General features: G+C 49.2%; 12 protein-coding genes and 1 tRNA gene. 4 read left to right on the forward strand and 9 right to left on the reverse strand.

All coding sequences use genetic code 11. The features are described 5' to 3' along the window. Positions 1-70: 70 nt before the first annotated feature. The 3 genes from IE074_RS01895 (at position 71) to IE074_RS01905 (ending at position 3,138) form a co-directional block, all read left to right on the forward strand. Positions 71-679: a TRAP transporter small permease subunit gene (locus IE074_RS01895; RefSeq protein WP_189383756.1), complete on the forward strand. Its 609-nt coding sequence runs from the start codon at positions 71-73 to the stop codon at positions 677-679. 2 nt (positions 680-681) lie between these two features. Next, entirely contained in the window at positions 682-2,373 is a 1,692-nt protein-coding gene (locus IE074_RS01900) for a TRAP transporter large permease (RefSeq protein WP_189383757.1), read from the forward strand. Between the two features lie 123 nt (positions 2,374-2,496). Continuing rightward, entirely contained in the window at positions 2,497-3,138 is a 642-nt protein-coding gene (locus IE074_RS01905; RefSeq protein ID WP_189383758.1) for a phosphoribosylanthranilate isomerase, read from the forward strand. 134 nt (positions 3,139-3,272) lie between these two features. On the opposite strand, the gene IE074_RS01910 is transcribed toward IE074_RS01905, so the two are convergent. The 7 genes from IE074_RS01910 to IE074_RS01940 all read right to left on the reverse strand — a co-directional run bounded on the left by IE074_RS01910 (position 3,273) and on the right by IE074_RS01940 (position 10,097). After that, positions 3,273-5,201, reverse strand: coding sequence for an ATP-binding cassette domain-containing protein (locus IE074_RS01910; RefSeq protein WP_189383759.1), 1,929 nt, complete (start codon positions 5,199-5,201; stop codon positions 3,273-3,275). A gap of 26 nt (positions 5,202-5,227) precedes the next feature. Beyond that, positions 5,228-6,127, reverse strand: a complete 900-nt coding sequence (gene prmB / locus IE074_RS01915) for a 50S ribosomal protein L3 N(5)-glutamine methyltransferase (RefSeq protein WP_189383760.1) — start codon at positions 6,125-6,127, stop codon at positions 5,228-5,230. Between the two features lie 28 nt (positions 6,128-6,155). After that, positions 6,156-7,286 (reverse strand): succinyl-diaminopimelate desuccinylase, encoded by a 1,131-nt coding sequence (dapE, locus tag IE074_RS01920; RefSeq protein ID WP_189383761.1) that lies wholly within the window; start codon positions 7,284-7,286, stop codon positions 6,156-6,158. 5 nt (positions 7,287-7,291) lie between these two features. Next, on the reverse strand, positions 7,292-8,113 hold the full coding sequence (gene dapD, locus IE074_RS01925; protein ID WP_189383762.1) for a 2,3,4,5-tetrahydropyridine-2,6-dicarboxylate N-succinyltransferase: 822 nt from the start codon (positions 8,111-8,113) through the stop codon (positions 7,292-7,294). A gap of 77 nt (positions 8,114-8,190) precedes the next feature. Next, positions 8,191-9,384: a succinyldiaminopimelate transaminase gene (dapC, locus tag IE074_RS01930; RefSeq protein ID WP_189383763.1), complete on the reverse strand. Its 1,194-nt coding sequence runs from the start codon at positions 9,382-9,384 to the stop codon at positions 8,191-8,193. Positions 9,385-9,584: 200 nt separating this feature from the next. After that, a tRNA-Leu gene (locus IE074_RS01935) sits at positions 9,585-9,669 on the reverse strand. Between the two features lie 230 nt (positions 9,670-9,899). Continuing rightward, positions 9,900-10,097 carry a hypothetical protein gene (locus IE074_RS01940; protein ID WP_169294534.1) on the reverse strand — a complete coding sequence of 66 codons (198 nt, stop codon included), beginning with the start codon at positions 10,095-10,097 and terminating at the stop codon, positions 9,900-9,902. Positions 10,098-10,345: 248 nt separating this feature from the next. On the opposite strand from IE074_RS01940, the gene IE074_RS01945 reads away from it, so the two are divergent. Further along, positions 10,346-10,552, forward strand: a complete 207-nt coding sequence (locus tag IE074_RS01945) for a dodecin (protein ID WP_169294533.1) — start codon at positions 10,346-10,348, stop codon at positions 10,550-10,552. A 126-nt stretch (positions 10,553-10,678) separates the two neighbouring features. On the opposite strand, the gene IE074_RS01950 is transcribed toward IE074_RS01945, so the two are convergent. Together IE074_RS01950 and IE074_RS01955 are read right to left on the reverse strand one after the other, a co-directional pair. Continuing rightward, positions 10,679-10,921 carry a DUF2789 domain-containing protein gene (locus tag IE074_RS01950; RefSeq protein ID WP_169294532.1) on the reverse strand — a complete coding sequence of 81 codons (243 nt, stop codon included), beginning with the start codon at positions 10,919-10,921 and terminating at the stop codon, positions 10,679-10,681. Positions 10,922-11,112: 191 nt separating this feature from the next. Beyond that, positions 11,113-12,438, reverse strand: coding sequence for an MFS transporter (locus tag IE074_RS01955; RefSeq protein WP_189383764.1), 1,326 nt, complete (start codon positions 12,436-12,438; stop codon positions 11,113-11,115). Positions 12,439-12,451: the final 13 nt, after the last annotated feature.

Below are 12,451 nucleotides of genomic sequence, written 5' to 3' on the forward strand. Positions count from 1 at the left end.
GCGGATATCCTTTATTTAGCGTGTCCGGGCCTGAATATCAATGGGTTTATGTTTTACTATTGAGAGCTTCATGGGTTTTTTACTTTCCATTTCACGGCTGATAGATTCGCTCAATACCTTTACAGGCAAGTTTGTTACCTGGTTAACGCTTCTTGTGGTGGTGATTAGTGCCGGAAATGCCGTTTTTCGCAAAGTGTTTCATATCAGCTCCAATGCCTGGCTTGAAATCCAGTGGTATTTGTTTGGGGCAATTTTCCTGCTTGCCGCCGGTTATACCTTCCTGAAAAACGAACATGTACGTGTTGATATTCTTTCACAGCGTATGTCCGAGCGTACGCAGGTCAAAATTGACCTGGTCTGCGTGTTGCTGTTCATGCTTCCGGTCTGCGGCTTGATCATTTATCTGTCATGGCCTTTTTTCATGTTGTCTTATGAAACCCTGGAGCAGTCTTCCAATACTGGTGGTCTGGTTCGCTGGCCGATAAAACTGTTAATTCCGATTGGTTTCCTGTTGCTGGCATTATCCGGTATCTCTCATATCATAAAATGCACGGCTTTCCTTGGTGGTCATGGGCCTAATCCATTGGCTCGCCAAAGCACTAAATCATCTGAAGAATTGCTGGCAGAAGAAATTGCCCGTGAAGCGGCACAGCGTGAACAGCAGGCAGGAGTGAAATAAGCATGGAATTCATCATCAATAACATGCCGCCAATCATGTTCCTGACCCTGATTGGCTTTTTGCTGTTAGGCTTTCCGGTCGCATTTTCTCTGGCGGCAAACGGTATTTTGTACTGTTTGCTGGGTATTTTCATGGGAGAGTTTACCTTTGCCTTCCTTCAGGCCTTGCCTGAACGTATTTTTGGCATTGTACAAAATGACTCCCTGCTGGCGGTACCGTTCTTTACTTTAATGGGGCTTGTGCTTGAACGATCGGGGATGGCCGAAGACCTGCTTGAGACGATTGGCCAATTGTTTGGCCCCATCCGCGGAGGTCTTGCCATTGCCGTTGTTGTCGTGGGAGCCATGCTGGCGGCCACCACCGGGGTGGTTTCCGCATCGGTCATTTCCATGGGCTTGATTTCCCTGCCCATCATGTTGCGTTATGGCTATGATCGCAAGCTGGCAACCGGGGTCATTGCCGCCTCGGGAACCCTGTCGCAAATCATCCCGCCGTCTTTGGTGCTTATCGTTCTGGCCGATCAGCTTGGCCGTTCAATTGGCGATATGTACCGTGGCGCCATTGTGCCGGGCTTTTTGCTAACTGGCACATACATTCTATATATTATTATTTCATCCATCATTAAACCTTCATCAGCACCCGCATTGCCTGAAGAAGCGCGTGTTTATAATGAACCCAATGGCAGCCGGGGTCTTGGATCCCTGCTGGTGGTTACATTGATTGCCGCTGTTGCTGCCTATTATCTGGACAGTATTCTGGTCAGCGAGAGTGCGCCTGTTGATGAAAAAGTGGTGGTTTCCCTATTGTTATGGGGCGTGATTGCTTTTGTGATTGCCCTGGTTAACAAGTTTCTTCGTTTAGGCTTGCTGTCGCGTATTGCCGAACGGGTGATCTTTGTGATGGTTCCCCCCATGTTCCTGATTTTTCTGGTGCTTGGAACCATTTTTATCGGGGTGGCTACGCCAACAGAGGGCGGCGCGATGGGGGCGGTTGGCTCCATTTTGCTGGCCATGTCGCGGGGCAGGTTAAGTCTGGATCTTTTGAAACAGGCTATGGAGACCACCACCAAAATCACCAGTTTTGTGGTGTTTATTCTGGTGGGTTCAACCATCTTCACCCTTACTTTTACCGGGTTTGGGGGCCAGGTCTGGGTTCATCACCTGTTTGAGTCATTGCCGGGTGGGCAGTTTGGCTTTCTGGTTGTTGTCAGTATTGCCGTTTTCTTCCTGGCATTCTTCCTGGACTTTTTCGAGCTGGCTTTTATCGTGGTACCGTTATTGGGTCCTGTTGCAGAAAGCATGGGCATTGATTTGATCTGGTTCGGGGTGTTACTGGCCGTGAATATGCAAACATCGTTTATTCATCCGCCGTTTGGATTTGCCCTCTTTTACCTGCGTTCAGTGGCAGCCAAGGATGATTACATAGACAAAATAACCGGCAAGCTGATTACCAAGGTAACAACCGGGGATATCTACAAGGGCTCCATCGCCTTTATTGTTATCCAGTTGCTGATGGTGGCCTTGGTCATGTACTGGCCTGATGTGGTCATGCACTACAAAGGGCAGGGCTCTGGGGTTGATCCAAGTACGATCATTATTGATAGCGGTGCCGGTTCTTACGGTTCGGATCCTTACGGTTCACCTAGTCCGTATGGCGGAGACGGTTTTTCCAGTCCTGCCGATGCCTTCAAGTAGAAGCTGTCAAGCCGAGTGCCAGCCGGGTTCGAGTCTCTGTGCAGGCACCGGCTGGTCTAAGTAATTAATTTCAAATAAGTTTGTGGCTTTTTATAAAAAAAGCATCCTGGACATACATTCATTATGAGAACACGGGTAAAAATTTGCGGCTTGCGCAGCAAAGAAGACATCCATATGGTGGCTGATGCAGGTGCAGATGCCATTGGTCTGGTTGTTTATGCCAGCAGTAAACGGGCAGTCAGCGTGCAAGAGGCTGTTTTATTGCGTCGCGAGATTCCCGCTTTTGTTTCTGCCGTGGTGCTGGTGGTTAATGCCAGCCAGGCAGACATAGAACAAATCATTCATGATGTCAAACCCACTTTATTGCAGTTTCATGGTGATGAATCCGCTGAGTTTTGTGAGCAGTTCCGGTTTCCCTATATCCGGGCATTAAGGGTTGGCGGGGGTTCATTGCTTTCGCCAGACGCGGTTGCCCGAGAGGTACAAAAATACCCTAATGCCAGCGGTTTTTTGTTTGATGCTTACAGTGCAGGATATGGTGGTTCGGGCTTGACCTTTGACTTGTCTTTGCTGGAAAAAGTGCGTGAAATTCTGCCAGCCAGAAAAATCATCATTGCCGGTGGCCTGAATGCCGGTAATGTGCAGCAACTCATCAGGGATGTAAAACCCTACGCCATTGATTTGAGCAGTGGGGTAGAGTCTGCGCCTGGGGTGAAATCAGCAGAAAAAACCCGCGCCTTCATGCAGCAAGTGGCAAACGCCTGAGTTACCGAACGCAAATCTGCGTGTATAGAAGGATTTCATTCCCACGCAGAGCATGGGAATGAGAAAAACATCTGAGTTGCTGTACTCGTTCCCATGCTCCAGCGTGGGAACGAAAGTGTGCAAGGGAACGCCTGTCACACGGCAAGTGCTTCTATCTCTTCCTGCAGCATGAGCCATTCCTCTTCCAGCTCATTATGACGCTTGCTGAGTTCTCCATGCTCGTTAAGCACCTTAACGCGCTCATCGCGTCGCTCATCGGCGTAAAAAGACTCATCGGCAATGAGCAAGTCAATCTCTTCCAGCCGCTTTTGGCTTTTGATCATCTCGCTTTCCACTTTCTTGAGCTTGCTTTCCAAAGGCTTGCGCAAGGCTGAAAGGCGCTGGCGTTCTTCAGCTTCCAGTCGTTTTTGCGCCTTGCGGTCAATACTGTCCTTGCCGTTGTTTTCTGCCGCTTCCTGGCGGGCTTCGCTACGCTCAGCCTGGTTACGCTGGTTCAGCCAGTCACGGTAATCTTCCAGGTCACCGTCAAATTCCTGAACCTTGCCATCGGCCACAATCCAGAAACTGTCCACGGTGGTGCGTAAAAGGTGCCGGTCGTGGGAAACCATCAGCATGCTGCCGTTGAATTCAGCCAGGGCCGTGGCCAATGCTTCACGGGTATCAACATCAAGGTGGTTGCTGGGTTCGTCAAGCAAAAGCAGGTTGGGCTTTTGCCAGACAATTAATGACAGGGCCAAACGGGCTTTTTCACCACCAGAAAACGGGGCTACTTTGGAATTGACGCTATCACCGCCAAAACCGAAACCGCCCAGATAGTTGCGCAGCTCCTGTTCACGGGTATCGGGCGCAATCCGGGCCAGATGCTGCAAGGGCGTGGCGTCCAGATCCAGCATATCAAGCTGTTGCTGGGCAAAATAACCAATTTCCATCCCTTTGGACGGCTTGTATTGACCAGCCAGCGGTGCCAGCTCGCCGGCAATGGTTTTGATAAGCGTACTTTTACCCGCACCGTTAACGCCCAGTACGCCAATTCGGGCACCACCCCGGACCATCAGGGTGACATCGGACAGAACCGTTTTAGGTTCGCCATTTTCACAGGTGTAGCCGGTAGACAGTTTATCCAGCACCAAAAGCGGGTCTGGCATATTGGCCGGAGAGGGAATATGAATGCTGATCCCGGACTCCATTTGCAGTGGGGCCAGTTTTTCCATGCGAGCCAGGGCCTTTACACGGCTTTGTGCCTGTTTGGCTTTGCTTGCCTTGGCCTTGAAGCGATCGATGAAGCCTTGCAGGCGGGCACTTTCCCGTGACTGGCGGTCGATGGCAATTTGGGCCTGCTTCAGGCGTTCGGCACGCTGTGTCAGGAAGTCTTCATAGCCGCCTTTGTAACGAACCAGTTTGCATTGGTCAAAATGCAGGATTACTTTGGCCACGGCATCCAGAAATTCGGTATCGTGGGAAATCAGGATGACCGTGCCCTGATAAGCCGCCAGCCATTTCTCAAGCCAAAGCATGGCGTCAAGGTCAAGGTGGTTGGTGGGTTCATCAAGCAGTAGCAACTCGGAAGGAGCCATTAGGGCGCGTGCCAGGGCAAGGCGCATCTGCCACCCTCCTGAAAAGCTGTTGACCGGGTTCATCCATTGGTCTGGTTTGAACCCCAGTCCGGCCAGCAATTGTTCGGCACGTGAGGGAGCGCTCCAGGCATCTGCTTCTATCAGGGCTGATTCCAGTTCGGCAATTCTTGTGCCATCGTGTTCATCAACCTGTGCGCGTTCAGCCTGCAAGGCACGAAGATGCGTGTCACCGTCAATGACAAATTCCCGGGCTGGCTGGTTGCTAGAGACCACTTCCTGCCGGACACTGGCGATTCGCCAGGTATCTGGCATCGTTAATGAGCCGGCATCCTGATCCAGTTCGCCCTGTAAAAGGGCAAACAGAGTGGATTTTCCGGCTCCGTTTTTACCGACGATACCCACCCGTTCTCCGGGGTGTATGACAAATTCAGCGTTATCCAATAATACTTTTGTGCCTCGTCTTAGCGTGAGGCCGGTAGAACGAATCAAAATAAATCCAGATAAAAAGAAGTTTCTTATTCCAGGGTCAGCAACTGGGTCCGGTTCAACAGCAAAATGCTGTGTGAGGTGGTTTCTGTTTCAAGAAAAACAGGATCCAGGGTAGGAAAGGCATTAATGAAATTTTCATATTCATGGCCAATTTCCAACACGATGAAGCCATCATCTTTAAGATGGCTGGGAGATAGTTTCAAAATGCGACGGATAAGCGCCATGCCATCTTCTCCACCATCCAGTGCCAGTTCCGGCTCGTTCTGGTATTCAATTGGCAGGGCCTTCATAGAGGTGCTGTTTACATAGGGCGGGTTGCAAATAATAAAATCATATTGTTTATGGCCCAGCGCCTCAAACAGGTCGCTTTGTATCACATTGATTTGATGTTCAAGGCCATACATGGCCACATTCACGTTTGCCAGACGGATCGCGTAATCGGAAATATCAACCGCGTCTATGGTTGCGTTCGGAAAAGCCAATGCGGCCAATATGGCCAGGCAGCCGGAGCCGGTGCACATATCCAGGATATCAGCGGTGTTTTCAGGATCAACCATCCAAGGGTTCAATTGCTCTGAAAGCAATTCTGAAATGGGCGAACGGGGAACGATTACACGTTTATCGGCAATGAACTTATGTCCTTGCAGCCATGCCTCACCAAGCAAATAGGCCAAGGGGATCCGTTTCTTGACGCGTTGGTCTATCAGCTTGAGGCAACGTTTTTTTTCTTCTTCGAGTAAACGCGCATCCAGAAACGGGTCCAGCGTATCAAGCGGCAGGTTCAGGGTATGCAAAACAAGGTAAACCGCTTCATCCCATGCGCTGTCGGAGCCATGGCCAAAAGACAGCTTGGCTTGGTTGAATTGGGAGACCGCAAAGCGGATCATGTCCCGGACGGTTTTAAGTTCGTTATGAGTTTTTGTCATGAAGGGCAGTTAAGTGCAAAGTAAATAATTAAAGCAGAAGATGTTCGAGTGTGCGACGGTAAATGTTTTTCAGGGGTTCCAGCGTATTGATGGCGATGTGTTCGTTGACTTGGTGAATACTGGCGTTTATCGGGCCGAATTCAATCACTTGCGGGCAAATTTTGGCAATGAAACGTCCATCAGAGGTACCACCGGTCGTGGATAATTCGGTGTTGATACCGGTTTCATCCATAATCGCCTTGGCAATGGCATTGCTTAATTCTGCCCTTGGCGTCAGGAAGGGCTCTCCGCTGAGTGTCCAAGTCAGGCTATATTCTAACCCATGCTTTGTTAAGATTGTGTTAACCCGGTTTTTAAGCTGCTCGGCGGTGCTGGCGGTTGAAAAACGGAAGTTGAATAAAATGCGGGCCTCACCGGGCACGACATTGCTGGCGCCGGTGCCTGCATGAAAATTGGAAATCTGGAAGGTGGTGGGCGGAAAGTATTCATTGCCCTGATCCCATTCAGTCCTGGCCAATTCATCAAGGGCGGCTGCGCACAGGTGAATCGGATTGCGGGCCAGGTGTGGGTAGGCAACATGCCCCTGTTTTCCCTTGATGATCAGCTCTCCGTTGAGGGAACCCCGGCGCCCGTTTTTAACCACATCACCCAGTTGCTGGTCTGAAGTGGGTTCACCCACAATACAATAGTCAAGACTTTCATTTCGTGCCTTTAATGCGTCACAAACCTTGACGGTGCCGTTAACCGAAGGCCCTTCTTCGTCAGCGGTAATCAGCATGGCAATAGAGCCTTTGTGATGGGGATGGGCCTGCACAAACTCTTTGGTGGCCACCATAAAAGCGGCAATCGAGCTTTTCATGTCGGCAGCCCCGCGCCCGAATAAAACGCCGTTTTTTTCTGTTGGGGTAAAAGGGTCGGTGTCCCATTTTTCAAGTGGCCCAGTCGGGACGACGTCAGTATGTCCGGCAAAAACAAGTACCGGAGAAGCCGTACCTTTCCTGAGCCAGAGATTGTCGACCTCTTCAAAGCGCATGTTTTCTGCAATAAACCCCAAAGGGGCCAGATAGGTGGAGATTAAATCCTGGCAATCCTGGTCTTGCGGGGTTACCGAAGCGCGGCTGATCAGATCTTTGGCCAGGTCAAGCACAGCTGTTGTCATGTCAATCAAGCCCTTAGCAAGTCGTTGATACTGGTTTTGGAGCGGGTTTGTGCATCAACCCGTTTTACGATGACTGCGCAGGCAAGGCTGTGTGAGCCATCGGCAGAAGGCAGGGAGCCAGGAACGACCACAGAGCCAGACGGAATGCGACCGTATGTGATTTCACCCGTTTCACGGTTATAAATTTTGGTGCTTTGGGAAAGGAATACACCCATGGCCAGAACCGAATTCTCTTCTACAATGACCCCTTCAACCACTTCCGAGCGGGCACCGATAAAACAGTTGTCTTCAATAATGGTGGGGTTGGCCTGCAAAGGCTCCAGCACACCGCCGATGCCTACGCCACCGCTCAGGTGAACGTTTTTTCCAATTTGGGCGCAGGAGCCAACGGTTGCCCAGGTGTCCACCATGGTGCCTTCATCGACATAAGCACCAATATTTACATATGATGGCATGAGGACTACATTTTTTCCGATAAATGCGCCACGTCTGGCAATGGCCGCTGGCACGACCCGGAAGCCGCCGTTGGCAAAATCCGTGGCGGTATGGTTTTGAAACTTGAGTGGCACCTTGTCATAAAACTGCATGGGTGCGTGATTCATGATTTCATTGTCCTGGATCCGGAAAGATAATAAAACGGCTTGCTTCAACCATTGGTTGACAACCCATTCTGTTTGTTTTTTTTCTGCGACGCGAAGGCTGCCGTTATCCAGACCGGCCAAGGCCGTTTCTATGGCATCTCGCACTTCAGGGCTGACATTTGATGGTGACAGCTCGTTACGGTTTTCCCATGCTTGTTCAATTGTGTTTTGCAATGCGCAGTTCATGATATTTTTCCCGGTGGGGAGGTTGTGTTGGAAAAGGGTGTCGAATAAATGGGTTCACATGCTGATGAGGCGTGCTTTCAACGGTTGTTTTTAATAAAGCGGGCCATCCGTTGCGCACCCTCAAGGCATTGCTCAAGAGGAGCAACCAGGGCAATGCGAATGCGGTTTCTGCCCGGGTTAATGCCATGGGCATCGCGTGCCAGATAGCTGCCTGGTAAAACGGTGACGTGCTCTTGTTCAAATAATTGCAGTGTGAATTCGTCATCGGGCATAGGGGTGCGTGCCCAAAGGTAAAAAGAAGCGTCGGGCATTTTTACGTCCAGGACGTTGGCCAAAATGGGGTACACCGCTTCAAATTTGGCTTTATACCGGGCGCGGTTTTGTGCGACATGCGCCTCATCATTCCAGGCGGCAATACTGGCGGCGCTGAATACCGGACTCATGGCGCTGCCATGATAGGTTCTGTATAGCAGGAATTTTTCCAGCAGGCGGGCATCGCCAGCCACGAAGCCCGAACGCATGCCGGGAACATTGGATCGTTTGGACAGACTGGAAAAACAGACCAGATTGGGGTAGTCGGGGCGTCCTGCCAGTTGGGCTGCCTGCAGGCCGCCTATTGGCTTGTTTTCATCGGAGAAATAAATTTCTGAATAACACTCATCTGAGGCGATGATAAAGCCATAGCGGTCAGACAGTGCAAACAGGGTTTTCCAGTCTTCAAATGGCATGACATTGCCCGCGGGGTTGCCGGGAGAGCATACAAATACCAGTTCGGTTTTTTCCCAGACATCCGCCGTGACGCTAGACCAGTTGCTGCCAAAATTTTTGGCGGGGTCTGCATTCAGATAGTAAGGGGTGGCACCCGCGAGCAGGGCTGCTCCTTCGTAGATTTGGTAAAACGGGTTGGGGCAAACAACCAGGCTGTTCGGTCCGCCGTTGATCATGGCTTGCGTGAAGGAAAAAAGTGCCTCGCGTGAACCGGTGCAGGGTAGAACCTGGATTTCAATATCAGGGGCAGGAATATCGTAGCGACGGGCTATCCAGTTGGCGATAGCCTGGCGTAAAGCCGGATCCCCTTTGGTGGGCGGATAGGAAGACAGGCCGGAAAGATTGTTTTTAATGGCCTCTTCAATCAGCGCTGGGGTAGCGTGTTTGGGCTCGCCAATAGATAGATTGATGTGCGTGTTGTGTGTGGGAGGGGTGGCATTGGCAAGCAATGTCCTGAGTTTTGTGAAGGGATAGGGCTGTAGTAAATCTAGTCTGGCATTCATGTGATTGAAATGTCCGTTTGGGTTGCAAGGTCTTGTTTTTTATTATGCAGGACACATCATTCTATCACTGGATTTGCTTTTGTTTTGTTTGAAAAAATGAATATGGCCTCAAAAAATAGGCAATTTGAAACACGCAGACTAAGGGGGGCAGACAGTGACGAATGCACTGATAAGGAGAGGGTGTTTTTTATGATTTCTTATGGTGCGAGCGGAGAGACTCGAACTCTCACACCTTTCGGCGCTGGAACCTAAATCCAGTGCGTCTACCAATTCCGCCACGCTCGCAACAAAGAAGAAGTAATATAATTCATTTATCTGGTTTCTGGCAAGATAAAGTACTGAGAATATTGTGAATTTATGAGTTTTATTGATTTTTTGTGGTTAAAAAACAATAAATCACCTTGGTTTTAATGGATCAGGTCTTATTCGAGTTTTATGGTTTCAGATAAAAACCATAATATCCTGCACAAGAAAAATGGTTTTTCGGTATGTGGCATAGGCTAGGCTTGCTAGTGCTAGTCGCCAGTGCTGTCCAGATCCTTAATCAGGTTTTGTTCTTCAAGTAAATCCAGGTATCTTCGGTATTCAGATTGACTCAACCAACTTAAATTGCTTTTGGCCCATTCTTCTGTGTCTGGTTCCTGTTGAGCCTCATTCTCTTGTATTGTGTCTTTTTCATTCAGTTGCTCCTGGTTTTTTATAATGGGCCTCATAGGTGGTTTCTCGGTTTGATTTAGATAAGTTTTATTGGTTTCGTTGGTAATGACAATGCGTGACGGGCATTCGCACGGATATTGCCGCCAGTTTCATTATGAACTTTTATTATAAAAAAGCATGTTAATAAATATCAAATGTTTTCAAAAATTGATATTTGTTATGAAATACGGAAAAGGCTTTTGTTGAATAAATAAGCTTAACGGACTACTATATTCTTAATTCCCATTGTTTAAGGAGAAGTGTGATGAGTGATCATGTATATAAACAAATTGAATTGACGGGATCATCCAAGACAAGTATTGAAGATGCCGTGAGTAATGCCTTGGCAAAAGCCCATGAAACCATCAGGAATATTCAATGGTTTACCGTTACGGAAACGCGGGGGCATGTGGTAGAGGGTAAAGTGGCTCATTGGCAGGTATCCATCAAAGTGGGTTTCACGTTAGAGTAACGGCAGAAGGCCCGCCTGTTAAAATGGGGCAGTTTCCAAAGAAAAGGTCTGGTATAACACCAGACCTTTTTTGTTACCCGTTTGTCGGTCTGGCGGGCAGGTCGACACAATTGAACGAATGGTTTTTCAGTTCAAATTTTCCCGGAGAGCATTGTCAAGTTGATCGATCACTTCAGCCCAGTCGGCATCTTCAATTTTCTCTTCCCTGAGCAAGGCTGCCTGCGCTTCGTTCCAGAATGGGGCATCCTCGAGCAGAATATCGGGAGGCAGTGGAGAATGCTGAACCAGAAAATGGCGTATGCCCGCTTCATCGGACGGCAAACCAAGTTGGGCAAATAATTCCGAAAAACGGTGATATGACTTTTCCATGGTGATCCTTTATGAAGTTTGTCTTTACACGATCTTTTTAATACCTTTTATCGGGTTTGGCAAGCGCAGATGATGGAGATGGCAATGGAAAACCCCGCATGGTTATTGTTTCAAATGCTTGTCATAAACAAAATTGGCCTGATATCAATTCAGGCCAATTTTTCAAACATCCAGGCAATTTTCAGGATGCGTTAAGCTTTAACAGCTACTTTTCGGGTTTCGTAAAACTTCAATCCCACCAAGGCAATGGCCAGTGCGGCAATAATACCCGGTACGGCAAAAGCCATGAAATTCTGGTGATGGGGCAGGCTAAGTTGCATCAATACACCGCCCAACATGGGTCCTACAATGGCGCCAATTCTTCCCACACCCGACGCCCAGCCCAGGCCGGTGGAACGGATATGCATGGGATAATATTGCGCCACATAGGTATAAAGCAGGATTTGTGAGCCGATCGTGGCTGCGCCGGCGATCATGACCAGAAAATACAGGAAATAGGTGTTGCTGCGAAAGCCAAGCAGGGTAATGGCGATGGCACCCAAAATGAAGAAGGTGACCAGTACGCTCTTCAGGTTGAATTTATCGGACATGTGGCCGCCCAGGATGGCACCTATCATGCCGCCAATGTTCATGGCAAACAGGAACATCAGACCTGATTTCAAAGGGTAGCCAGCGGTTTGCATTAATTTGGGTAACCAGGAGCCAAGGGCATACACCATGAGTAGGCACATGAAAAAGCTGATCCAGAAAGCAATGGTACTGATTGCCCGTTTTTCACTGAATAAGTCCAGAATGGGTATTTTCCTGGCAACCACTTCCTGGCGGACCAGTTCATATTGATGGGTGGCAACGATTTGAGGATCGATTTTGGCCAGAATCGTTTTAACCTGGTTATCTTTATTGTCCCGTAACAGGAAACCCAGTGACTCGGGCAGCAGCTTCATGATCAGTGGCAACAGAAGCAGTGGAATGCAACCCAGATAGAACATAATTTCCCAGCCCCAAGTTGGCACAATCCAGATGCCCAGGCCGGCCGATAACATGCCGCCAACCGCATAGCCGCTAAACATGAGGGCAACCAGTGTGCTACGGATTTTTTTGGGCGCATATTCGGAAATCAGGGCCACGACATTGGGCATTACGCCTCCAATGCCCAGACCCGCGATGAACCGCATCACGGCAAATTGGCCGGGGGTTTGGGCAAAGCCGCAAAGAAATGTAAACAGGCTGAATAAAATGATACAGAGCAGAATCATTTTTTTACGCCCGAATTTATCGGATGCCGTACCCAATGTCATGGCCCCCACCATCATGCCGAACAGGGCAATACTGCCCAGGGAGCCCGCTTCAATCGGCGTCAGTTGCCATTGATCCATCAGGATCGGCAGAACCACACCATAAATAACCAGGTCATAACCATCAAAAATAATGATCAGGGTGCACCAGAATAATACATTCCAGTGAAACGACCTGAATTTTGCCTCGTCAATGACATGGTTTATGTCAACTTTCCTCATTTTCCTTCCTCCT

Source organism: Advenella faeciporci, from assembly GCF_014652395.1.
Classification (GTDB): domain Bacteria; phylum Pseudomonadota; class Gammaproteobacteria; order Burkholderiales; family Burkholderiaceae_B; genus Advenella; species Advenella faeciporci.

Coding starts and splice junctions, on each gene's coding strand:
- IE074_RS01895 (WP_189383756.1), top strand. CDS start 71: ATGGGTTTTTTACTTTCCATTTCACGGCTGATAGATTCGCTCAATACC.
- IE074_RS01900 (WP_189383757.1), top strand. CDS start 682: ATGGAATTCATCATCAATAACATGCCGCCAATCATGTTCCTGACCCTG.
- IE074_RS01905 (WP_189383758.1), top strand. CDS start 2,497: ATGAGAACACGGGTAAAAATTTGCGGCTTGCGCAGCAAAGAAGACATC.
- prmB (WP_189383760.1), bottom strand. CDS start 6,127: ATGACAAAAACTCATAACGAACTTAAAACCGTCCGGGACATGATCCGC.
- dapE (WP_189383761.1), bottom strand. CDS start 7,286: ATGACAACAGCTGTGCTTGACCTGGCCAAAGATCTGATCAGCCGCGCT.
- dapD (WP_189383762.1), bottom strand. CDS start 8,113: ATGAACTGCGCATTGCAAAACACAATTGAACAAGCATGGGAAAACCGT.
- dapC (WP_189383763.1), bottom strand. CDS start 9,384: ATGAATGCCAGACTAGATTTACTACAGCCCTATCCCTTCACAAAACTC.
- IE074_RS01940 (WP_169294534.1), bottom strand. CDS start 10,097: ATGAGGCCCATTATAAAAAACCAGGAGCAACTGAATGAAAAAGACACA.
- IE074_RS01945 (WP_169294533.1), top strand. CDS start 10,346: ATGAGTGATCATGTATATAAACAAATTGAATTGACGGGATCATCCAAG.
- IE074_RS01950 (WP_169294532.1), bottom strand. CDS start 10,921: ATGGAAAAGTCATATCACCGTTTTTCGGAATTATTTGCCCAACTTGGT.
- IE074_RS01955 (WP_189383764.1), bottom strand. CDS start 12,438: ATGAGGAAAGTTGACATAAACCATGTCATTGACGAGGCAAAATTCAGG.